Source organism: Chitinophaga eiseniae (assembly GCF_900167135.1).
Taxonomy (GTDB): Bacteria; Bacteroidota; Bacteroidia; order Chitinophagales; family Chitinophagaceae; genus Chitinophaga; species Chitinophaga eiseniae.
The window spans coordinates 2,146,672-2,168,259 of the sequence record NZ_FUWZ01000002.1 but is presented as its reverse complement, the minus strand read 5'-3'; the positions used below and the strand labels follow the sequence as shown (position 1 = coordinate 2,168,259).

At 50.0% G+C, this 21,588-nt stretch carries 17 protein-coding genes and 1 rRNA gene; 7 read left to right on the top strand and 11 right to left on the bottom strand.

The annotated features are described in order from the left end of the window. Positions 1-167, bottom strand: a 16S ribosomal RNA gene (locus tag B5D63_RS18740); the annotation flags it as partial. A gap of 214 nt (positions 168-381) precedes the next feature. Then, positions 382-702 (bottom strand): hypothetical protein, encoded by a 321-nt coding sequence (locus tag B5D63_RS18735; RefSeq protein WP_078670256.1) that lies wholly within the window; start codon positions 700-702, stop codon positions 382-384. Between the two features lie 475 nt (positions 703-1,177). On the opposite strand from B5D63_RS18735, the gene B5D63_RS18725 reads away from it, so the two are divergent. Further along, positions 1,178-1,546 (top strand): hypothetical protein, encoded by a 369-nt coding sequence (locus B5D63_RS18725; RefSeq protein ID WP_078670254.1) that lies wholly within the window; start codon positions 1,178-1,180, stop codon positions 1,544-1,546. On the opposite strand, the gene truA is transcribed toward B5D63_RS18725, so the two are convergent. From truA to B5D63_RS18710, 3 genes are all read right to left on the bottom strand, one after another. After that, positions 1,504-2,265 (bottom strand): tRNA pseudouridine(38-40) synthase TruA, encoded by a 762-nt coding sequence (gene truA / locus B5D63_RS18720; protein ID WP_078670253.1) that lies wholly within the window; start codon positions 2,263-2,265, stop codon positions 1,504-1,506. The genes B5D63_RS18725 and truA overlap by 43 nt on opposite strands. A gap of 90 nt (positions 2,266-2,355) precedes the next feature. Then, positions 2,356-3,813, bottom strand: coding sequence for a proline and serine-rich protein 1 family protein (locus B5D63_RS18715; RefSeq protein WP_078670252.1), 1,458 nt, complete (start codon positions 3,811-3,813; stop codon positions 2,356-2,358). A gap of 36 nt (positions 3,814-3,849) precedes the next feature. Then, positions 3,850-4,347 carry a biotin/lipoyl-containing protein gene (locus B5D63_RS18710; RefSeq protein WP_078670251.1) on the bottom strand — a complete coding sequence of 166 codons (498 nt, stop codon included), beginning with the start codon at positions 4,345-4,347 and terminating at the stop codon, positions 3,850-3,852. 137 nt (positions 4,348-4,484) lie between these two features. On the opposite strand from B5D63_RS18710, the gene B5D63_RS18705 reads away from it, so the two are divergent. Further along, positions 4,485-7,028 (top strand): M1 family metallopeptidase, encoded by a 2,544-nt coding sequence (locus tag B5D63_RS18705; RefSeq protein ID WP_078670382.1) that lies wholly within the window; start codon positions 4,485-4,487, stop codon positions 7,026-7,028. Positions 7,029-7,085: 57 nt separating this feature from the next. Here the strand turns inward: B5D63_RS18705 and B5D63_RS18700 are convergent, their stop codons facing one another. From B5D63_RS18700 to B5D63_RS18685, 4 genes are all read right to left on the bottom strand, one after another. Then, positions 7,086-8,000 (bottom strand): DUF1835 domain-containing protein, encoded by a 915-nt coding sequence (locus B5D63_RS18700; protein WP_143312966.1) that lies wholly within the window; start codon positions 7,998-8,000, stop codon positions 7,086-7,088. A 30-nt stretch (positions 8,001-8,030) separates the two neighbouring features. After that, positions 8,031-8,810 carry a TPM domain-containing protein gene (locus B5D63_RS18695; RefSeq protein ID WP_078670249.1) on the bottom strand — a complete coding sequence of 260 codons (780 nt, stop codon included), beginning with the start codon at positions 8,808-8,810 and terminating at the stop codon, positions 8,031-8,033. 31 nt (positions 8,811-8,841) lie between these two features. Further along, positions 8,842-9,300, bottom strand: a complete 459-nt coding sequence (locus B5D63_RS18690; RefSeq protein WP_078670248.1) for a TPM domain-containing protein — start codon at positions 9,298-9,300, stop codon at positions 8,842-8,844. Between the two features lie 85 nt (positions 9,301-9,385). Then, the gene (locus tag B5D63_RS18685) at positions 9,386-9,964 is read right to left on the bottom strand and encodes a LemA family protein (RefSeq protein ID WP_078670247.1); all 579 of its coding nucleotides are present in this window, start codon (positions 9,962-9,964) and stop codon (positions 9,386-9,388) included. Positions 9,965-10,355: 391 nt separating this feature from the next. Between B5D63_RS18685 and B5D63_RS18680 the strand changes: the two genes are divergently transcribed. The 5 genes from B5D63_RS18680 (at position 10,356) to B5D63_RS18660 (ending at position 16,888) form a co-directional block, all read left to right on the top strand. After that, positions 10,356-10,820: a response regulator gene (locus B5D63_RS18680; protein WP_078670246.1), complete on the top strand. Its 465-nt coding sequence runs from the start codon at positions 10,356-10,358 to the stop codon at positions 10,818-10,820. Positions 10,821-10,951: 131 nt separating this feature from the next. After that, complete coding sequence (locus tag B5D63_RS18675) at positions 10,952-12,322, top strand: dipeptidase (protein WP_078670245.1); 1,371 nt, start codon at positions 10,952-10,954, stop codon at positions 12,320-12,322. 253 nt (positions 12,323-12,575) lie between these two features. Beyond that, on the top strand, positions 12,576-12,977 hold the full coding sequence (locus B5D63_RS18670; RefSeq protein WP_078670244.1) for an RNA-binding S4 domain-containing protein: 402 nt from the start codon (positions 12,576-12,578) through the stop codon (positions 12,975-12,977). A gap of 77 nt (positions 12,978-13,054) precedes the next feature. Continuing rightward, complete coding sequence (lysA, locus tag B5D63_RS18665) at positions 13,055-14,278, top strand: diaminopimelate decarboxylase (protein WP_078670243.1); 1,224 nt, start codon at positions 13,055-13,057, stop codon at positions 14,276-14,278. Between the two features lie 267 nt (positions 14,279-14,545). Then, a complete protein-coding gene (locus B5D63_RS18660) occupies positions 14,546-16,888 on the top strand; it encodes a hypothetical protein (protein WP_143312965.1) in 2,343 nt (780 codons plus the stop codon). A gap of 89 nt (positions 16,889-16,977) precedes the next feature. Here the strand turns inward: B5D63_RS18660 and B5D63_RS18655 are convergent, their stop codons facing one another. Continuing rightward, positions 16,978-20,625, bottom strand: coding sequence for a BamA/TamA family outer membrane protein (locus B5D63_RS18655; protein WP_078670241.1), 3,648 nt, complete (start codon positions 20,623-20,625; stop codon positions 16,978-16,980). Further along, positions 20,622-21,473 carry a hypothetical protein gene (locus B5D63_RS18650; protein ID WP_078670240.1) on the bottom strand — a complete coding sequence of 284 codons (852 nt, stop codon included), beginning with the start codon at positions 21,471-21,473 and terminating at the stop codon, positions 20,622-20,624. Before B5D63_RS18650 ends, B5D63_RS18655 begins: the two co-directional genes overlap by 4 nt. Between the last annotated feature and the right edge of the window lie 115 nt (positions 21,474-21,588).

Here is a 21,588-nt window from a genome sequence, read left to right as displayed (position 1 = left end):
AATCCAAATTTCTCTGGGCTATTCCCCGCTTGAAGGAAGGTTGCGTACGTGTTCCGCACCCGTTTGCCGGTCGCCATCAGGTATTGCTACCCATGCTGCCCCTCGACTTGCATGTATTAGGCCTGCCGCTAGCGTTCATCCTGAGCCAGGATCAAACTCTCCATTGTAAAGAAGTTGATACCTGACTAATTCTCTTCAGAAAATTAATCGGATATTTAAATTATGTTTAGCTATAACATTACCTGTGTTAAAGTGAATCAAACTATCACTAATTTGATTCGTGCTGTTGTTTCCATTCTTTCAAAGAACTTTCGATCACTTACTGATCGTTAGCTGATGTCTGAGATCCGATCTCTGTGGCCCGTTTGGCCGTACATCCTGTTATTTCAATTTCGCAACTTCGCTTCCCGTTCGTTGCCCCGTTATCGTTGGGGTTGCAAAGGTAAGCAACTTTTCATTTCTACCAAATCTTTTTTCAAGATTTTTTATTTTTTCTTTTCGGAGAAGCGCCAGCGCAAATGCACTGTCATCCATCATCTGCAACGATACGTTGTTCATCCGGCAAGTGTAAAAATGAAGTATGTGAAGAGCTTTTGTATGCGTGCTTTCTATCAAAGCGGAGCGCAAAGGTAGGCGGATTTTTATTACTTCCAACTTTTTTGCTGAACTATTTTTCAGCGAACTCACCAAATCCTTTACCATAAAGACTTTCAGTCTTAAAAATTTTTATCCGGGTACGTGGCAATGATGCCTCTGATCGTGCTACTTACCGGAAAATTGCCTTGTGGCATCACGAAATCCCAGGGCCACAATATTATTCAATTCCCTTTACAGGGAACATTTGTATAGATGCAGTACATCATCGCCGCCCGATGCTTCAGCAACACTGCCAGCAAAGCTCCGGATTCTGTATGCATCGGCAATGCAGGCTGCGGAAGCATGCAGGTACAGATGCAGTATATCATCACTGCCCGATGCTTCAGCGACACCGCTAATAAAGCTCCTGATTCCGTACACATCGGCAATGCAGATATTTGCGCAGCGCAGCATCTTAGCACAGCTCTTCCAAAGCGTTTTGTTGGCAGAGAGGAGGCTGGCAGGTATGCCGTGCTTCCGTTGTATACAAGGAACTTGTTGGCAGGGAGAACCCTGGTATATATGCCCGCAATACCCTTCCATGGTATGCCAGGGAAGCATAAGTGTTTACCCGGCACGTGCGCTTGCCTGGCAAAAGAAAGCGGGCATTATCCGGCACGTCATCATAGTATGGCACTTCAGCCCCACAACAATAAACGCCGGATTTGCCCGTGTAACTATGATGCAGCCTGTCAGGCACAACAGCGCAGCAAATGAATCCGGCGTATCGCTTTATGCCCGTTCCTGCATACCTGCCGGATGGAATACGCTGTCATCTTACGTCCCTTTCATCCCGGCGCCGTCGGCCCTAAAAACAAAGGGACTGACCATTCAGATCAATCCCCTTCCCTTAAATATCTTCAACATCTACCGGATAAAAGACACCGGCTGCAGCAACCCTTCCGGGTAACGGACTTCCATCAGGAACAATCCCTGCGGCGGTACCGCAAAATCCGCCCGGGTACAATCCCGGCTCTCAATGGCCGCCCTGAATTCCGGTATGGTCAGCTTTCCGCGGCCCACCCGCAGCATGGTACCCACCAGCCCGCGGACCATCCCCCGCAGGAAACGGTTGGCGCTAACGTTATAGACTATACGCTCTCCCGATACGGTCCAGTAAGACTGCTCTATCGCACAGATAAATGTCCTGACCTGCGTATTCCGCTTGGAGAATGTAGTAAAATCACTGTATTCCCGGATGATACCCGCCGCTTCCTGCAACGCGTCCACATCCAGCTTATAAGGGAAGAAATACCCGCGGTCCTGCATAAAAGGGTCCTTACGGGTATACAACGTATATTCATAGGAGCGTCCCAGCGCCGCGAAACGGCTGTTTGCATCTTCCGGCACCCGGTACACTCCCTTCAGCACTACATCAGGTGGAAGAATCGCATTGATCTTATACAGGAACTGCGGGTGCAGCGGCAGCGCGGTATCAAAATGCAGGAAGTTCTGCCGGGCGTTTACTCCTGCGTCTGTCCTGCTGGACCCGGTGCTTTCTACTTTCTCCCGGAGCAACAGGCTCAGGGCCCTGTCCACCTCAGCCTGCACAGTGTGGGCATTCTCCTGCACCTGGAACCCGCTATATTGCGCGCCTTTATAAGCTACCTCTATAAAATATCTGTTCATCGGGGGCGAAAATAATACAATTAAAAAAAATGAGCGAAGATGGTCATCTCCGCTCATTCATCGGCCGAAGGCCAATATCCTATGATATAATTATTTATGCAACATCGCCTTAAAACGGCCTTTGTAATAGCTTTCAGTCAGCAACGACTCCAGGGAACCATATTTCTCGGTGTCGTACGTCTTGGCGTAAGCCATGTCCAGCAAACGATAACGGGCCTCGTCACTGTTCATTAACAATGCCAGTGATTTGACCTGCTGGGTCTCGAGACAATAGTTGCGGGTGGATTTACGGAAGATATCGATCATGCTGTCGTCTGACCTGGCACTCACAAATTTGCGCAGCACCTTACGGAAAGTGGCTTCGTCCATGATATTACCACAATCAGTGTTGATTAAACGGGTACCGGCATCCTTCTTTTCTGCCGTTTCAGCTACCGCCTCCTCATTTCTTTTCTTTTTCCTGGAAGGCGCCGCTTCCATTGCCAGGCCATAGCCGCTGGAGTCGGTAATGACATTGTTCGGGTGCTCGGTATCGTCAAACAGCTTCCGTTTTTTCTTCTTGCGTACCGGCGCCGCTTCCGTAGCGGGCAGATCTGCTGTCGGCGCCACGGCTTCCACCGGAGCCGCCGCTGCAGCTATTGGGGCCGTAGCCGCAGGTTTGCCTTCCTCCTGGAATTCTATGAAATCAGGCTCACTTTCCCTTTTTTTATGTTTCTTCTGCTTTTTGGGCGCTGGCGACTCTTCTTCCATGGCCTGCCTGGGCTGGTCTTCTATAGCAGCCTCGCTGGCAGCGGTTTTGCTTTCTTCCGCCATCACAGACTTTAATATATCCTGTTCTTCCTCCGTCAGCGGTTCCCGTTCAGCCTTATGTTTTTTGCCGCGGGGCTTTTTTACTTCCACTACTTCCGCAGGGACCGTAGTACCCTGCTCCGGTTTGTCGGGGGTTACCACCTCCACCGGTTCGTCGCGGTCATCGCCGGACACCACCACTTTATCGAGTGCAGAGGAAAACGCATTCCCGGCTTTGGGGGAAGACGGCTTGCCCGGGCCGCTCACCGTGGCTTTCTGGGCGAAAGTAGTCTCCAGGTCTTTCTGAAGGTTACCCATCATCTCTTTGCGGGCGGTATCTTCCGGGGCATTGGCAGCCACGGCCTCCGGGGCCGGTTCCCCGGCAGCTGCTGTAGCAGCGCTGCCATCGCCATTGTCGGCTTTGGTTTCCCTGAATGTCTGCAGATTGTACAACGCGCCTTTCTTCAGCAGGAAGCCCTGGTCATTTTTGCCGATCCGCACATAGAACTTCTGCTCCTGTGCAGGACCTTCGCTCTGGGCAAACCCGATAGACATCGGTATGGTACCGGCGTCCAGCTTGGGAAGGATGATATATCCTCTTTCGGTGGAACTCAGCACCTGGCCGTTCACCTTCACGTAAAAGGGCTGGCCTTTTTCACTTTGTATATATACATAATGCTGCTGGCCTTGTGCCCATGCCTGGCCACAGAAAAACAAGCATGCCAGTAGGTATAATACTGTCCTGTATTTGAGAAGCATACTAAAAATTGGTATAAAACTGTCCTTACGCAAATATTATTCCAGTACGATCAGCACCTCCCCTTTTTCCACGGCGGTGCGCTCTGCTACTTTGATTTCTTTGACCACGGCATCTGAAGCTGCCTTGAATACATTCTCCATTTTCATGGCTTCGAGGATCAATACCGGATCTCCCTTATGGATCACCTGTCCGGGGGTCACCAGCACCTTGAGCACCAGTCCCGGCATCGGGGCTTTGATATCATTTACTTTTTTGGCCATGGCGTCTTTAATGCCCATCGACGCCAGCAGCTGATCTATCGGTTCTTCAATAGCTACCTCATACTGCTGCTGATCGATCTGCAAAGTCACTGTTTTGCTCTCTTTGTCCACTTTCAGTACCTGGGCCTGATAGCTGTTACCGTCCATGATGATGCTATAGTCTCCTGATGGTACCTCTACCGCTGACCAGTCTACCGCCTGCCCGTTGCAGGTAATGGTTGAATCCTGGGTGATGCTGAACGCAGACTTGCCGTTAACTGTTGCTTTGATCATAATTTGCTGTATTTATTAGCCTCTTGGTCTAACAAAAATAGCATTTTTAACCACTTGGCTCATTATAAGGCCATTTGTTTAAATTTGGCGCTTTATATAATCAGAAGCTGATATATTTAATCAAAACAGTTTTTTACATGAATCAACTCTTGAAGCGGTCCCTTCTGGGTGTACTGATGGGTGGGATGGCCGGCCTGAGCGCCACTACTTCCCTGATGGCCCAATCCGGGAAAGCAGCCTCCGATGACCCGGCCCTGAAGATCTACAGAGCAGCAGCCACCAAGGTCAACGACCTGGTACACACCAAACTGGACGTACGGTTTGATTACCCCAAAAGGTACCTCTACGGCAAAGCCTGGATTACCCTGAAACCCCACTTTTACACTACCGATTCGCTCACGCTCGACGCCAAAGGCATGGATATCCATGAAGTGGCCATCGTAAAAGGCGGGAAAAACACTCCGCTGCGTTACAGCTACGACAGCCTCCAGCTGCATATCCAACTGGACAAAGATTATTCCGCCAAAGAATCTTATATCGTCTATATAAACTATACCAGCAAGCCCAATGAGCTGAAAGTAAAAGGCAGCGCTGCCATCTCCGATGCCAAAGGCCTGTATTTCATTAACCCTGACGGCACAGAGCCCAACAAGCCTACCCAGATATGGACACAGGGCGAAACGGAAAGCTCCTCGGTATGGTTCCCCACGATAGATAAAACCAATCAGAAATGCACGCAGGAACTCAGTATGACCGTTCCTAAAAAATATGTGACCCTCTCCAACGGCAAACTGGTCAGCCAGAAAAACAATACCGACGGCACCCGTACCGATACCTGGAAGATGGACCTCCCCCACTCCCCCTACCTGTTTATGATGGCCGTAGGCGACTATGCCATCGTAAGAGATAAATGGAAAGGCAAAGAAGTCAACTATTATCTCGAAAAACCTTATGAGCAATACGCCAGGAACATCTTTGGCAACACCCCGGAGATGCTCACCTTTTACTCGGATATACTGGGATACCAATACCCATGGGTGAAATATTCCCAGATCACCGGCCGCGACTACGTGTCCGGCGCCATGGAAAACACTACCGCCACCCTGCACGGTGAATTTCTGCAGAAAACAGACCGCGAGCTGCTCGACAACAACAACTACAACGAATGCGTTATTGCGCACGAGCTGTTCCACCACTGGTTTGGCGACCTGGCCACGGCTGAATCCTGGAGCAACCTGACCGTCAACGAGTCTTTCGCCGACTACAGTGAATATCTCTGGCTGGAACACAAATATGGTAAAGACGCCGCTGATGAACACGGCTACGATGCCGCGATGTCCTATCTCTCTATGGTGCAGTACTCCGGCGACAAACACCTTGTACGCTTTCACTATCACGACAAGGAAGACATGTTTGACCAGATCACCTATCAGAAAGGCGGCCGTATCCTGCATATGCTGCGTAATATCGTAGGGGATTCCGCTTTCTTCAAATCGCTGAACCTCTATCTGAAGAGCAATGCGTTTAAAGCCACCGAAGCTCACCAGCTGCGCCTCGCCTTCGAAGAAGTGACCGGTCGGGATATGAACTGGTTCTTCAACCAGTGGTATTTTGGTCAGGGCTTCCCTGAACTGGACATCAGCTACAAATACAATGATAACAAGGTAACGGTGCTGATCCGGCAGATCCAGAAAGACGCCAAGGTATGGCAGCTGCCGATGGCCATCGATATTTACAGCGGTGGCAAAAAAGAGCGTCACCAGGTAACGGTGACCAACCGTGTGGATTCCTTCACTTTTGCCTATACCACCAAACCAGACCTGGTGAATGTAGACGCCGATAAGGTGATCCTTTCCAAAAAGGACGACCACCGCGACTTTTCCACTTATGCCTATCAATACGCCCACGCGTCCAATTACCTGGACCGCCGGGCAGCTATTGAAGCAGCCGTGGAAGAACAGGGCCGCAACCCCGAAGCCGTGAAACTGCTGGTACAGGCGCTGAAAGACAAATATCACGGGCTGCGTACGCTGGCCGTTTCTTCACTCAACCTGAAGCTGCCGGCCGTAAAAGCCGCTGTAGTACCGGCGTTGGCGGAAATGGCCAAACAAGACCCGAGCACGCTGACCAAAGCCGCCGCCATCAAACAATTGGGTGATCTGAAAGACGTACAGTACAGCGCGCTGTTTGAAGCCGCTACCAAAGATAAATCCTACGGGGTGGAAGCCGCCGCGCTGGAAGCCTTGTCTGACCTGGACCTCAGCAAAGCGTATGGTATCGCGAAACAACTGGAGAAAGACACGAAAGGTAAACTGGTGAGCGCTATTGCAGGGATCTATGCCCGCCAGGGCAACCCCGAAGATGTGGCTTTCGTGGCCACCAAGTTCGACGAGACTTCCGGCCAGGACAAGCTGAACGCCGCGTTCGACTATCTCGGTTTCCTTTCCAAAATCAACAACACCGCTGCCGTACAGCATGGTGTGGACCAGGTAAAGGCGATGACCGAGCAGTTCAGGAACGGCCAGGTGAACACTTATATCAGTAACTGGTTACAGGAGATAGCCCGGAAGAAAGACGGCGACGCTACCGCCGTTACCGGCAAGGACAGTGACAGTTTGCGTGAGCAGGCCGCCTACATGCGTAAGGCTTCTGATACTATCCGGACAGCCATCAAAGAATAGTATTACACCATGATATAAAATAAAGAGCGAAGGCCGTTGGGTCTTCGCTCTTTGTTTTTATGCTTTTTTTACGATGCTGCCTTTTACCGGGTCCCACCACCAGGATGACCTGGCCATCCTTACACCACCCAGCCATCGGTGTTCCAGGGGGACATAATCGAGATAATTTTCCTCATTATTCAGTACTTCCCGCCCCAGACTGGTGATACCTACCATCTGTGCATCTTCTTCGATGACGCCGGCACGTTGCATGCGCTGCAGGAAGAGCTCCAGCTGAAAATCGCCGAAACCATAGATCCAGAGTTCGTCCCAGAAAGCGATGTAGAGGTCATATATCCGGTAGCGGCCAAGGGACAGTTTCTGCAGAAAAAATTTTTCGATGGCACTGAGTCCGCTGTTTACTTCGGGGAACCGTTGCAGGTGGGCGTGGATGGCGGCTGGCAGGTGTTTGAGGTTACCTGCGGGCATGCGGCCGATTGTTTCCAATGCCTGCGGGGTGTCGGCGCAATAGGCATCCCAGGCGTCGAGGGCATGTTGGATGTCTGCCGGCTGCAGCAGCACTCTTTCTTCCAGCAACCTGGGGAAATCTGCCGCTTCGCGGTGATGGGGCAGGTCTACCAGGCTGATGGGAGGCAGTGTACTGAGATTGATTTTAAGGTAATGGATAATGAAGAGGAGATTGATCTGGCAGAAGAGGTCTGCCTCAAACCAGAGTACGATTTCATCAAATGAGCCGGAGTTTTTTAGTTTCTCCAGCTCATGTACCACATTGGTAAAATAAGTTTGTTTATCGATTCCGTAGTGGAACTCCAGATGTTTGGCGCGGCTTTCAAAAAACGCCTCCGCGTCTTTGGTGATTTTCACTTTGCCTTCGCTCATCATTTCCCGGCACACTACTACACCGCCTTTTAGCTTGCTTTGCCGCAGCAGGGACAATGTAGCATCTCCGTTTAACACATACATGAATGACATAGCGTTATTTTTCAAAAGGTTTCCAAAGTATTACCAACTGCCGCTGGCGCCTCCGCCGCCGCCGGAACCACCGCCAAAACCACCGAAGCCTCCGCCTCCGCCGCCGCCGGACCAGCCTCCGCCGCCACTGCGTCCGAAGCCGCCCATACTGCCGATCACCGGCCATATCCAGCCACCGCGCCTGTTATAGGTGGTGCCGCCGCCACCGCCTCCGCCGCCGCGGCTGATGATGGATATGATGATCACAATCACCAGGATCAGGAGGAAGATAGCGCCGGGGCTGATACCAGGTTCGCTTCGCCGGGGATCTCCCTTGTATTCGCCGGCCGCAGCCTTGATGATGGCGTCTACTGCCTTATCGAGGCCCTGGTAGTATTGCCCTTCGCGGAAAGCGGGCTTAATGACCTGTGCTATGATCTCATTGGCTATTGCATCAGGTACAGCACCTTCCATGCCATAACCTGTTTCGATCCTTATCTTCCTGTCTTCTATGGAAACAAGAATAAGGATGCCATTGTTCTTTCCTTTTCTGCCAATACCCCAATCTCTCAAAATTTTCAGCGCTACCTGGCTGATATCGTAGGAGCCGATGGATTTAAGGGTAACGATCGCGATTTGCGTGGAGGTACTGTCGTCATAGGCTACCAGCTTTTGTTCCAGCCTTTCATCTTCATCTTTCAGGAGGATGCCGGCGAAGTCATTCACTAAAGTGGGAGGATTGGGCCTTGGCGGAATATTCTGTGCTTTCGCCAGCAACCCCGTCAACAACAATAATACAGGTAAAAACCAGCGTAATATCCTCATGTTCATCTATGCTAAAAGTCGTTTAAAATAGTGGCCGCTAGATACTGAAGACAATATCGTCCGGTAGCTCGTTGGCGTCGCCGGTCTCGTGCGGGAAGTGGGTACGGAGGGATTCGCCGATTTCACGGATACATACTTCGATCCCTTCGATGATACGGTCGGCCTGAAAATGTGTTTTCAGGAGCATGGCTTCTTTCTGCCAGAAGTCGTTGCCTACTTTCTCATGGATCCCCTGGTCGCCGAGGATGGCAAACTGATGGTCTTTCAGGGCCACATATACCAATACGCCATTGCGTTGTTTTGTTTTTTCCATGCCGAGCGATACAAATGCTTCGCGGGCCCGGTCCATGGGATCTACATAACTGCAATGGTTTTCTACAAATAACCGGATCTCACCGGATGTGAGCCTTTCGGCTATCCGGATAGCCTGCACCAATTTGTTTTTATCCGCTTCGGAAAAAATCTCTCTCTTTTTGTTGAAAGGGAACAGACGCATGCTATATTGTTATTTGAATATTTGGTTATCTGGTTAATGTGTTTACCACAATAGCCAGATAACCAAATGATATAATTTCTAAATATTAGAATTTCACTTCCGGAGCTTTTTCAGAACCGGCTGTTGCTTCGAAATAACCTTTCTGTTTGAAGCCGCCGAGGCCAGCCACGATATTGCCGGGGAAGGCGCGTACGCTGTTGTTATAACCTTTTACAGACTCGTTGAAATCGTTACGGGCTACGTTGATCCTGTTCTCGGTACCTTCCAGCTGCGCCTGCAGGTTCAGGAAGTTCTGGTTGGCTTTCAGCTCAGGATAGCTTTCAGAAACAGCCAGCAGGCGGCCGAGCGCCTGGCTCAGCTGGCCCTGGGCAGCCTGGTATTGCTGGATTTTTTCGGGGCTGAGGTCATTTACGTCCACTTTGATCTGTGTGGCGCTGGCGCGGGCTTCCATTACCTGCGTGAGCGTGGTGGTTTCAAAGTTGGCGGCGCCTTTCACTGTACTTACCAGGTTAGGAATAAGGTCGGCCCTGCGCTGATAGCTACTCTGTACTACACCCCATTTATTCTTTACATTTTCGTCCTGTTTAACCAATCCATTGTACTTATTGCAACCTAACATACCCAGTAATACAATAACAATGATTACAATGATCCCTTTTTTCATGAATAAGAATTTAAAGTTTTGTGCCTGCCATGAAGCAAAAGATGTTCCTGTTTCACGGCCTGCCGGTGTAAGTAGTTGTTTTCACGGTGAATGCTATAAAAAACGCGGTAAACGCACGTTTTTCATCCCTACACGAAAATATGGAAACTAATGCACTAAATCGCTATTGCTTAGGGAAACGATGAATTTTAAAAAAAGTTCATCCATACTTGAAAAATTCACACTAATACAGTATGTTTATATGTACCTTTATAGTAACGTTTATCGTTTGACCGTTTTGCCGATAAATGCCAAAAAAGTGAATGGGGCAGGATTAATACTAAATCGATATAACTGGTTTCATTGTTTCTAACTCATTTATTATTACTAACTTGGAACTAAGTCTGCTTAAATGAGTGCACAACACATCCATATACTCTATATTGATGATGAAATACACAACCTGAATGCCTTTAAAGCTTCATTCAGGCGTCTTTACAACGTTTTTACCGCCTCGTCGGCAGAAGAAGCGGTGAAACTGCTGGAAGAACAGGAATTTCATATCATTATTTCCGATCAGCGCATGCCCAAAATGACCGGAATAGAGTTTTTCGAGTCTATACTGGAAAAATACCCTGAACCCATCCGGATGCTGCTTACCGGTTACGCTGATATCAACGCTGTGGTAGACGCCATCAACAAGGGACAGGTGTATAAATACTTCTCCAAACCCTGGAACGAAGAGGAGCTCAGGCATAACATTGAAAAAGCCTATGAAGTGTACTCCCTGCGTAAAGAAAACAAAGAATTGACCGCCAAGCTGCTGGACGTCAATGAAAAACTGGAATTCCTCGTACGGCAAAAATTGATCTCCTAATACTTAGATATTTAGATATTTTATCATTTAAATATTTACCCCTGCTCCCTACAGTAATCTCCGGATCCCAAATTCCCGAATGTTGATTTTCCGTTAACTTGCACCCCATTGTGAACTTAATTTTCTGAATCATGCAAGTTTGGAAAGATTACCAGGCCCAACACCAGGCCCGATTCCTGGAAGAATTACTGGAATTGCTGCGCATTCCGTCTGTGAGTGCTGACTCCCGCTTTAACGGCGACGTACAAAAATGTGCCGAAGCTGTAAAGCAACGCCTGCAGGAAGCCGGCGCGGATAATGTAGAAGTATGCCCGACCGCAGGACATCCCATCGTTTACGGAGAAAAGATCATAGATCCTTCTTTGCCCACCGTACTGGTTTACGGCCACTACGACGTACAGCCCGCAGATCCGCTGGAACTGTGGCACAGCGGCCCCTTTGAACCGGTGATTAAAGACGGTAACATCTACGCCCGCGGCAGCGCAGACGACAAAGGACAGTTTTACATGCACGTAAAAGCCTTTGAAACCATGCACCGCACCAACACCATCCCCTGCAATATCAAATTTATGATCGAAGGGGAAGAAGAAGTAGGTTCCGCCAACCTCGGTATCTTCCTGGAACAAAACAAGGAGAAACTGAAAGCCAACGTGGTGCTGATCTCTGACACCTCCATGATCAGCCTCGACAACCCTTCCATCGACACAGGCCTCCGCGGTCTCGCCTACATGGAAGTGGAAGTGACCGGCCCTAACCGCGACCTGCACAGCGGCGTTTATGGCGGCGCCGTAGCCAACCCGGCTACCATCCTCGCCAAAATGATCGCCTCCCTGCACGATGAAAACAACCACGTCACCATCCCCGGCTTCTACGATAAGGTACAGGAACTGACCGCCGAAGAAAGAGCTGCCCTCAACGCCGCTCCGTTTGACGAAGAGGAGTACAAAAAAGACCTGGGCATCAACGATGTATGGGGCGAAAAAGGCTATAGCACGATCGAAAGGACCGGCATCCGCCCTACCCTCGAAGTAAACGGCATCTGGGGCGGCTATACCGGCGAAGGCTCCAAAACCGTACTGCCCTCCAAAGCATTCGCGAAGATCTCCATGCGCCTCGTTCCTAACCAGGACTGGCACGAGATCTCCGACCTGTTTGCCAAACACTTCGAAGCGATCGCACCGAAGAGCGTGACCGTAAAAGTGAACAAACACCACGGCGGCAGCCCCTACGTAACACCTACCGACTCTGTGGCCTACAAAGCAGCCCACAAAGCGATAGAAGCCACTTTCGGCAAAGAGCCCATCCCCGTGCGCGGTGGCGGCAGCATTCCGATCGTAGCCCTCTTTGAAAAAACCCTCGGACTCAAAACGGTACTCATGGGATTCGGACTGGACAGCGACAACCTCCACTCCCCCAACGAGAAATATGGCGTGGCCAATTACTACAAAGGCATTGAAACCATCCCGTATTTCCATCAGTATTTTGCCGAGATGAGCAAGTAATTTTTTGATTTTCGATTTTTTGATTTCGGAATTTACAGGAATCGAAAACCTCTAACATCCCCAAATCAAAAAATTACTTTTTTGATTTTCGATTTTTTGATTTCGGAATTTACAGGAACCGAAAACCTCCAACATCCCCAAATCAAAAAAGTAATTTTTTGATTTTCGATTTTTTGATTTCGGAATTTACTGGAATCGAAAACCTCCAACATCCCCAAATCAAAAAATCGAAAATCCATAAATTTTTTATAATATGAGTAACACCGAAAAATTACGGGTAGATAAATACCTCTGGTCCATCCGCGTGTTCAAGACCCGCAGCCAGGCAGCAGAAGCCTGTGACGGCGGAAAAGTGAAGCTGAACGGCAACAACGTGAAAGCCGCCAAACCCGTGGCTATCGGCGATAACTTCGAAATCAAAACAGAAGGCCGCAAATGGGTGATACAGGTCACCGGCCTGCTGGCCAACCGGGTAGCCTACAGTGAAGCCGTAAAATATTACGTGGACAATACCCCGGAAGAGGACAAAACAGCTCCCAAAGCCGTGGCGGCCGTATTCCATACCGGCAAAAGACAAAGCAAAATCGGCCGCCCCACCAAAAAAGACCGGAGAAGCATCGAGGGATTTATGGAAGGCGATACCGGCGAAGAGTGATTTCACCCGCCTTATTATAATATTTCAGTTTTGCGTAGTAATTTTGCCTCTTCATTCTTAAATCAAGGAGTAAATCAATGCCTAGACAAAGCGACGTTCTTGCTACCGACTTCCTCGTGAAAATAGCAGATGAATTTGGTACCCCGGTATATATATACCACGCAGAAAAGATCAAAACCCAGTACGAAAAGCTTCAGAAAGCCTTTCATAAGGCCAACACCCGCTTTTTCTACGCCTGTAAGGCATTGACCAATATCAACATCCTGAAGTACATCAACTCCCTTGGTTGCGGACTGGACACGGTTTCCATACAGGAAGTACAGCTGGGCCTCAAAGCCGGCTTCGATCCGAAAAATATCATCTTTACCCCCAACTGCGTTGACCTGCAGGAAATTATTGCTGCCAAAGACCTCGGCGTGATTATCAACATCGATAACCTCTCCATCCTGGAACAGTTTGGCAACAAATTCGGCGGCAGTTATCCCATCAGCATCCGGCTCAACCCGCACATCATGGCGGGCGGCAACTTTAAAATCTCTACCGGGCATATCGACAGCAAATTTGGTATCTCCATCCACCAGATGCGCCACATCGAAAGAATCGTGAAATCCACCAAACTGAAAGTAACCGGCCTGCACATGCATACCGGCTCCGAAATCAAAGACGTGGACGTTTTCCTTCGCGGCGTGGAAATCATGTTCGAAATGACCCAGCACTTCCCGGACCTGGAGTCCATCGACCTGGGCAGCGGATTTAAAGTAGCCTACCAACAGGGCGATCCTGAAACAGACATCGACCTGCTGGGCAAAAAACTGAGCGACGCCTTCAATAGCTTCGCCAAAAACTACGAAAAGCCGCTCCAGCTCTGGTTCGAGCCGGGAAAATACCTGGTAAGCCAGTGCGGGTACTTCGTGGTAAAAGCCAATGTGATCAAACAAACCACCGCCAACGTGTTCGTAGGCGTTAACTCCGGCTTTAACCACCTGATCAGGCCCATGTTCTACGACGCTTTCCACCTGATCCGCAATATATCCAACCCGAAAGGCACCGAACGCATTTATACCGTAGTTGGTAACATCTGCGAAACCGATACCTTCGGCTGGGACCGCAAAATCAACGAAGTACGCGAAGGTGACTACCTCGTGTTCTATAACGCAGGCGCCTACGGCTTCGAAATGTCTTCCAACTTCAACTCCCGCCTGAAACCGGCAGAAGTGATGGTGAAAGACGGCAAGCCCTTCCTGATCCGCAAACGCGATACCCTGGAAGACCTGCTGAAAAACCAGATCGAACTCGCTTAAGACATACCGCTGTTTTCGGATTTTGACGTTTCCTGATTGGCTGTTAGTTATTGAATAATCCTTTTATCTGTTATCAATTATCTATCAACAAACAAAAATCAAGAAATATCAAAATCCGAAAATTTTAAAATATTGATCCTACCTTTACGTCTGCATACTATCTCCCCTCGTTACTCCTGCACACTGTTTTTACTGTAAATTGTAATAAGAACTTTTTTTGCTGGCGCACAAATGAACAGCCTTTGGTGATAATTATATACCGTTTATATGAAGATTTTAACTGCACACTCCAGTGTAATACATGATGAACAGGTAATTGAGTCCAATATATCTTTCGTCCCCTTCGTTCGGTTTCTCAAGGAAAAAGCGAAGAATGAAGACGATCCACGCTCCGCTTTTTATCGAATGATCATACGGAAATTTGAAGGCCATCCCGAAATCCTCCAACCCATTCCGCCATCTGCCGACCTTACGGAATACAAAGAATACCTCGATCTGCTGACAGCCGCCATATTCCCTGTCACTACCGATACCACCCGCGATATCTACGGCATCGGCGTACCGTTTAAGTTCGCCATCTTCTACTACTCCGACCTGTTCCGCCAAATGTTTACCGACAACGGGTCCGGCCTGGTAGTAGTACCGCAGGGCATCTCAGTCAACAAAGTAAAAAAAGACAAACTGACCTGGCTCTATAAACTCATCCTGGAAAGGGTATATCATTTCCCGATGAACTACCAGAACGAGATCATCCATCATATGGACCTGCCCGACGGCACCAAAAGATATGTGAAAGTAAACATAGACCCTCGTTTTGTAGATGTGAAAGTAAAAGGCGACAACCCGCCGCCACTGGATTATACCAACTACTGCTCCTACCAGACCAGCCCCGATGCACTGAAAGATATTATCCCCCCGGATAATTTCACGCTGGAAGGTTTTGTGATCTGGACTGTGGAAGACGTCACCCAGGCAGAAATACTGAACAATATCAAAGGGCTGGTGATGAACATGAAAGCCAGCAACGAAGCCGAAAGCTACCGTACGCTGGAAAAAATGATCCCCACCATCATGGGGGGCAAGGGGATCACGGCACATATCGTTCCCTTCCCGAAAGTGAATGGCAAAAACGTGCTGGAAGAACAATTCTCCAACGCCGACCCTATCCTCGGCGTGGGCAACAAAAAGCAACAACAACATTTCTTTCAGCTGCTGCTGGACCATGGGGCCAAACAGCCCACCCCACTGATACTGCCAACGGTCACTGACGCCAGCATCACCCAGTACCCATTCCTGAAGTACCTGCCTATCAAGAATATCCAGAGCTTTATCCTCTTCCCCATCACCCATAAAAAAGAAATACTGGGTGTACTGGAACTGGCATCTTCCACACCCAATGCATTATCTGCTGAACCGCTGTGGAAACTGGAAAGCACCTACCCGCTGATCGTTATGATGCTCAGCCGCAGCATGAGCATCCTCGACAACCGCCTCAACGAAGTGCTGAAAGACCAGTTCACCGCCCTGCAACCGTCCGTGGAATGGAAATTCACCGAAGCGGCATGGAACTACCTGCTGACACCGCCGGAAGAGCGCAAAGACATCGAAAATATTTCCTTTGAAGAAGTATACCCGCTCTATGGCGCCATCGATATCCGCAATTCCTCCGTGCAACAGGGCAACGCCCTGCGGGAAGACCTGCAGGAGCAACTGGAACTGATCAAATTCACCCTGCAACAGATAGCGCAGGAGGTACACCTCCCGCTGCTGGAAGAGCTGATGTTTAAAACAGAAGACCTGCTGCAGGGCCTTAGCGACAACCTCACCGCCGGCGAAGACCTGAAGATCAACGAGTTCATGGAGCAGGAAATACAGCCCATACTTGAACATTTGTGCGAAGGCAGCGAAACGCTGAAACCAGTGCTGAACAACTATTTCAATAAAATTGATAAAGAACAGGGCCACGTATTCCGCCACCGCCGCGAATATGAAGAAAGCCTCTCCGTCATCAACCGGGCCATTAGCCAGTACCTGGAAAAAGAACGGCTGTACATACAGCAGTCCTTCCCCTGCTACTTCGAAAAATACCGTACAGACGGTATCGAATACACGATCTACATCGGGCAGTCCATTGCGCAGGAAAAGAAATTTGACCAGCTATACCTGCGTAACCTCCGCCTGTGGCAACTTTCGTCTATGGCACGGATTGCCCGGCTAACCAATAAAATATCACCGCAGCTGAAAATACCACTGCAAACCACACAGATGATCCTCATGCACAGCGCCCCCATCACCATCAGTTTCCGCAGCGACGAACGCCGCTTCGACGTGGAAGGCGCCTATAATATCCGCTATGAGATCATCAAAAAAAGAATCGATAAAGTACACGTGAAAGATACCGGCGAACGCCTTACCCAACCAGGTACCATCGCCATGGTATATTCCTATGTACGGGAGATGGAAGAACTGAGAAAATATATTTCTTTCCTGCAGGCAAAGAATATCCTGCTGCCTGATATCGAAATGCTGGACCTCGAAGAGCTTCAGGGTGTCAGCGGCCTCAAAGCCCTGCGTGTGCGGGTGAACATGGAACACGAAACCCAGGAGTAAAGTCCGGGCCACAATAGGGAACGATGCCCGGGTTCTTTTATGGCGTCAGCATTTAAAACTGACTTCCTTAAAAGCCCCGGGCATCCTTTTTAGAATTTAAAGCCCAACGTCACATAGGGAATCGTTTCCTCACTGGAATGCCCTACCACCGCTGTAATAATCAACGCGTTCACCGGCGCCAGATACAGGCCGCCGCCGTACCCGTCGTGCCATACGTGTGAATGCTCATTGTCTTTCCATACACGGCCTACGTCATTAAACGCCAGCAGGCCCACCGTCGCCGGCAGCACATAAGTCTTCAGGTCAAACAGCTTCACCCGTATCTCTGTATTGTTATACGCAGCAGCGCCGCCCGCAAAACGGTAGTTGCGGAAACCCCGCAGGTTTTGGGTGCCACCGATGGTAGCCGCCTGGAAAAACTCATAGTCGCCCCAGATCTTGCTGCCTCCGAAACGGCTGACGATCACAAAATTGGCCGGTACCCGGAAACTCATATACAGACTCAGATCGGACTGCAGCTGCATATAGTTTTTGCTGTCGCTGCTGAGCCCTTTGTTACCCGTCCAGGAAGTCGTCCATAAGATCCCTCTTGTTGGTGCCAGCGTATTGTTGCGGGTATCTACCTGGGCCATAAGCCTGAGCCCTGCATAGTATTTATTGGTGAACACGCTGGCGGAGTCCAGCCCGTTCTTCGCAAAATTGGTAATAAACCGGTTGTTGTTTTCATCTTTATCAAAGGCGTAGTGGTTCACCGAAGGTCCATAAGACACGCTGAAATGATTGCTTAATTTGGTGCGCAGCAACGCTTCCAGCGTATACAGGTTAAACCGCGCGCGGTAATAGGTGATCTTCTTACCACCGCTTTTATCAAAAACGGTTTCATTGCCCAGCCCGAAGAAATTGATGGTATTATTCGGTGCTTTGGCCCTTGCCATCAGCAACAGGTCCGATTTACCGATAACATCGGTAAACTCCCCTTCGTAGCGGAAGTTCCAGGCTTTTGTGGCGAGTGCATGGGTAGCCGTAAAGATATGTTTGGCTGCATAGGGTTCTTTGCGGAACGAATGCCGGATCATTTGCAGCGCTACCCCCAGCTGAACACCATCGTCCCGGTTATAGCCGGCCGCCAGCATAGGAAATGTTTTGTTGTACTGGAAGGCGTTGCGGTTATAACGGATGTTCCCCGGATCATCGGACAGGCGGCGTTGGGTATGGCCATCCAGCAGGAAGGTGTCCTTGCCGGTGCGCTGGTCGTATATACGTATCCGTTTGCCCGCACCGGAGGTGGAACTGTCGATATAAGTATCTGCCCCTTTACCTCCTATCAGCCTTATCCGGATAGGAGTGCCGTGGTCGCCTTTGATCTCAAAACGGTCGTTGCCGCCCAGGCCGTATACGTTCACCTCTTTGGTCTCTTTAGGATCGAAGGTGCGGGAATAGATGTTTTGTTCCACCTCGCCCTTTTTGCTGATCTTGAACATATTCAGCGCTACAGCGCCTCCTTCCTTCTTCTCCACCTGTATCAGCTCTTTTTTCTGTGTGGCAGGCACGTCTACCCCTTTTGCGAGGAAGCGGTAATATTTGAGCATGTTGTCTTTGAGGATATTCCGGCGGACGGAGAGCCGATGCAGCATCATTGGTCCGACCTGTGACCGGATCGTGTCCGGGAAAGCGTTAACAGCAGCCTGTATCACACTGTCCGTCATTTTACCGAGGAACTTGTCGGTTTGTTTTTCCCAGTCCTTTTTCTCCAGCTCATTCATGAAAGAGCGGTCAAAATAGCGGGCGCTGAACTGGAACCCGTTCACATCCGGAATACGGTCACGGAAGCCCTGGATACCGGGCAGCAGCCACGGTCTGCATATCAGCCGGGGCAACAGCCCTTCGTTGACAAAGAAGGCCTGGTCCCGGTCGCGGGGCACCGGGTAATAATATTCCTGGCCTTTGTGTTTTTCCCGGTACCAGCGCCACTGGTCATCATGCCGGTCGAAGTCCATGATGTAGGTATCGAAAATACGGGCGCGCAGCACTGCTTTCTGATCTACATGAATATCATTGTCACCCTGTATTTTAGACAGTACCTTGGGCGTATTATAGGTTTTATCCTTATCGCCGGTGACCGGTTCTCTCTCTTCCAGCAGAAACACTTCATTACCGAAGACATTAGCGTAAGTACCCAGCGATGTATCCAGGGGCAGATATACAAAAGACGGATGGGTATGCGGTATGCCTTCCGCTTCTGCCAGCACGCTCACTGCCAGCGGCGCATAGGGGTTGGCAGCGGAGATCTGGTCCTGTACCACTTCACGGGCGATGGTTTCCCGCAGCATCTCGGGGATAGCCGCCAGCGGGAACTTCTTCAGGGAGCGCATGGCGTATTCTTTCCCGGTACTGTCTGCCAGCCGAAGCGAGTGGGTTTGTTTGCCGCCGCCACGTTGCAGGATGGTCAGTCCTTCTTTTTGCAGGTCTATCACCGGGAAATGCATGGGCGTGTTCCACACGCTGCGGTAGTTATCGCCCAGCAGGAAACGATGAAACTTGTTTACCCGGGCGTATTGTGTATCCGCGGCGACCTTCACGAATTCAGGGAGATTGGCCGGTTCACGGAACGGCAGCCCCTGGCTTTGGATATCCTGGATCTTTAACACCGTATCACTGTATGCCGGCGCTGACAGGTCTTTTGCCAGGAAATACTGCGCCCTCACTGTCCCGTCGGACATTATCTCGAGTGCGCTGAAACCGTTTTCCGATGTGGCATACAACGATTTGCCGCCTTTTTTCACCCGGTTATTTTTGGCGCCGCTACCGCTTACAATGTAGGTATTGGACTTGTCTTTGATCAGCTGCAGGGTATGATCATGGCCGGAAACAAAGACTACCGGGCCATGGGGTCTGAAAGCTTCCTCCACCCCTTTGATCATATGCTGGTATTTAGGATTGGGGATATCTTCAGGTGTCCCGAATACGCCGCGGGCCAGCGGATAGATCGATCCTATCACCGGCAAAGGCACATACAGCCAGGGCCGCAGGTCTGTGAGCGGGAAAATATGTTGTTTGATGGTATAGTAACCGCCGTGGGGGCCATAGCTGCGGAAAGGATGGTGCGTCGCGAAAATGAGCAGCTTGTTCCGGTTATTGGCCACGATGTCTGCCAGTCTGTCCACCACCTCTTCTTTGTCTTTGCAATCGCAGGAAGATTCAACGCCGGGCCTGGCGTAAGGGAACACCCACCATTCACTGTCCATAATGATGAGCGTGATATTATCCGCCAGCTTCACTTCTACGGGGCCGGGGCAGCCCTCTTTCGGCTGGAAGTCTACATTATCGAGGTGCAGCGAGTCGATATACTCCTGTTGATTACGGATCACCTGCCATCCATCAGGTTTGCTTTTGTCCCAGTCATGATTGCCGGGCACGAAGATGCCCCGGGCGCGGGTACCTTTTACCAGTCCTACCTGGTAATCGAGTATCTCTTTGGCAACGGGGTAGGATTTCTGCGAGGGGTCGGGTAACCCTCTCGGGTATACGTTATCACCGAGAAAGAGAACGGTGTTGATGTCTTCCTGCAGGTTGTATTTTTGCCTTACCGCATCTACAACAGGGTTACGCCCGTTTTCGTGCAGTTCGCCGGCATCGCCGATCAGAATGATCCTTTTAACGACAGCGGGGGCTTGCGCAAATACGCGGCCGAAGGTCAGAAAAGCGAGTGTGACAAGGATAAAGGCTCTGTTGCTCATTTGCGATGGTAAGTGAATTTAAGAATATTGGCGGAGCCGTCGTCACCACCTTCGTTGGAGACATACAGATCGCCATTGGCGGCAAAGGTAAGGCCTTCCGGCTGCCGGAAGAGCCGGTGTTTGAGGTTATAGGCTTCCTGTACATGCCCCTGCAGGTCGGTGATCACCAACAGGCCGTTGACCGACGCTACGATATACAGCCGTTTTTCCACGGGGTGTATCGCTGCTGCGGAGGGCTTAAAGAAACGCATGTCCGTGCCGGCCAGTTTGGCGATCTCCTGGTTGTTCAGCTGGAAGACGGGCACCGTATCGAACGTACGGGTGGCCAGGTCGAAGCGGAAGGCGCTGGTCAACCCTGCCTTTTTATCCTCTGCTGCATTTTTGGAAACCAGGATGATCGCATTGCGGGCGCTGTCGAAATAAGTGGTTTCAAATTCCCGTTTGCCGTGTTTGGGAAATTTATAGTGTGTACTGTAGGTGCTGTCGGTAAAGAGGCCGTGTACTTCGTATAATGAGCCGTTGCTTTTGAGCACAAACCAGCCGCTGTCTGTACGGCATATATCTTCGTAATCTCCGTTTTTGGCGAATTTCCAGGAGGGATAGGCTTTGGTGGTATGTACATCAATCCGGTACACCCTGCCCTCTTCATCATTAATGGCGATCATATTGGTTTCGTCAGGGAAAGCTACTATGCCGGAGATCTCCTGCATCGACTCCCTGACCCTGTAACGTACCGGCACTTTCAGGTCGTAGCCTGCCGGGGATGCAAATACTTTCTGTTCCTGATCGCTGATGTTATTACAGGAAAGGAACGCCAACATGATTATCAACAGGGTTATTCGGTTCATACGTCAGCTTTGTACCATAAATTTAACTCAAAAATGCAGTAACTTCCGTCACGCAAAGGCGCAAATCGGGGAATGCATGCAAAAGTACCGCTTTCTCCCATTGCCTGACAAAACT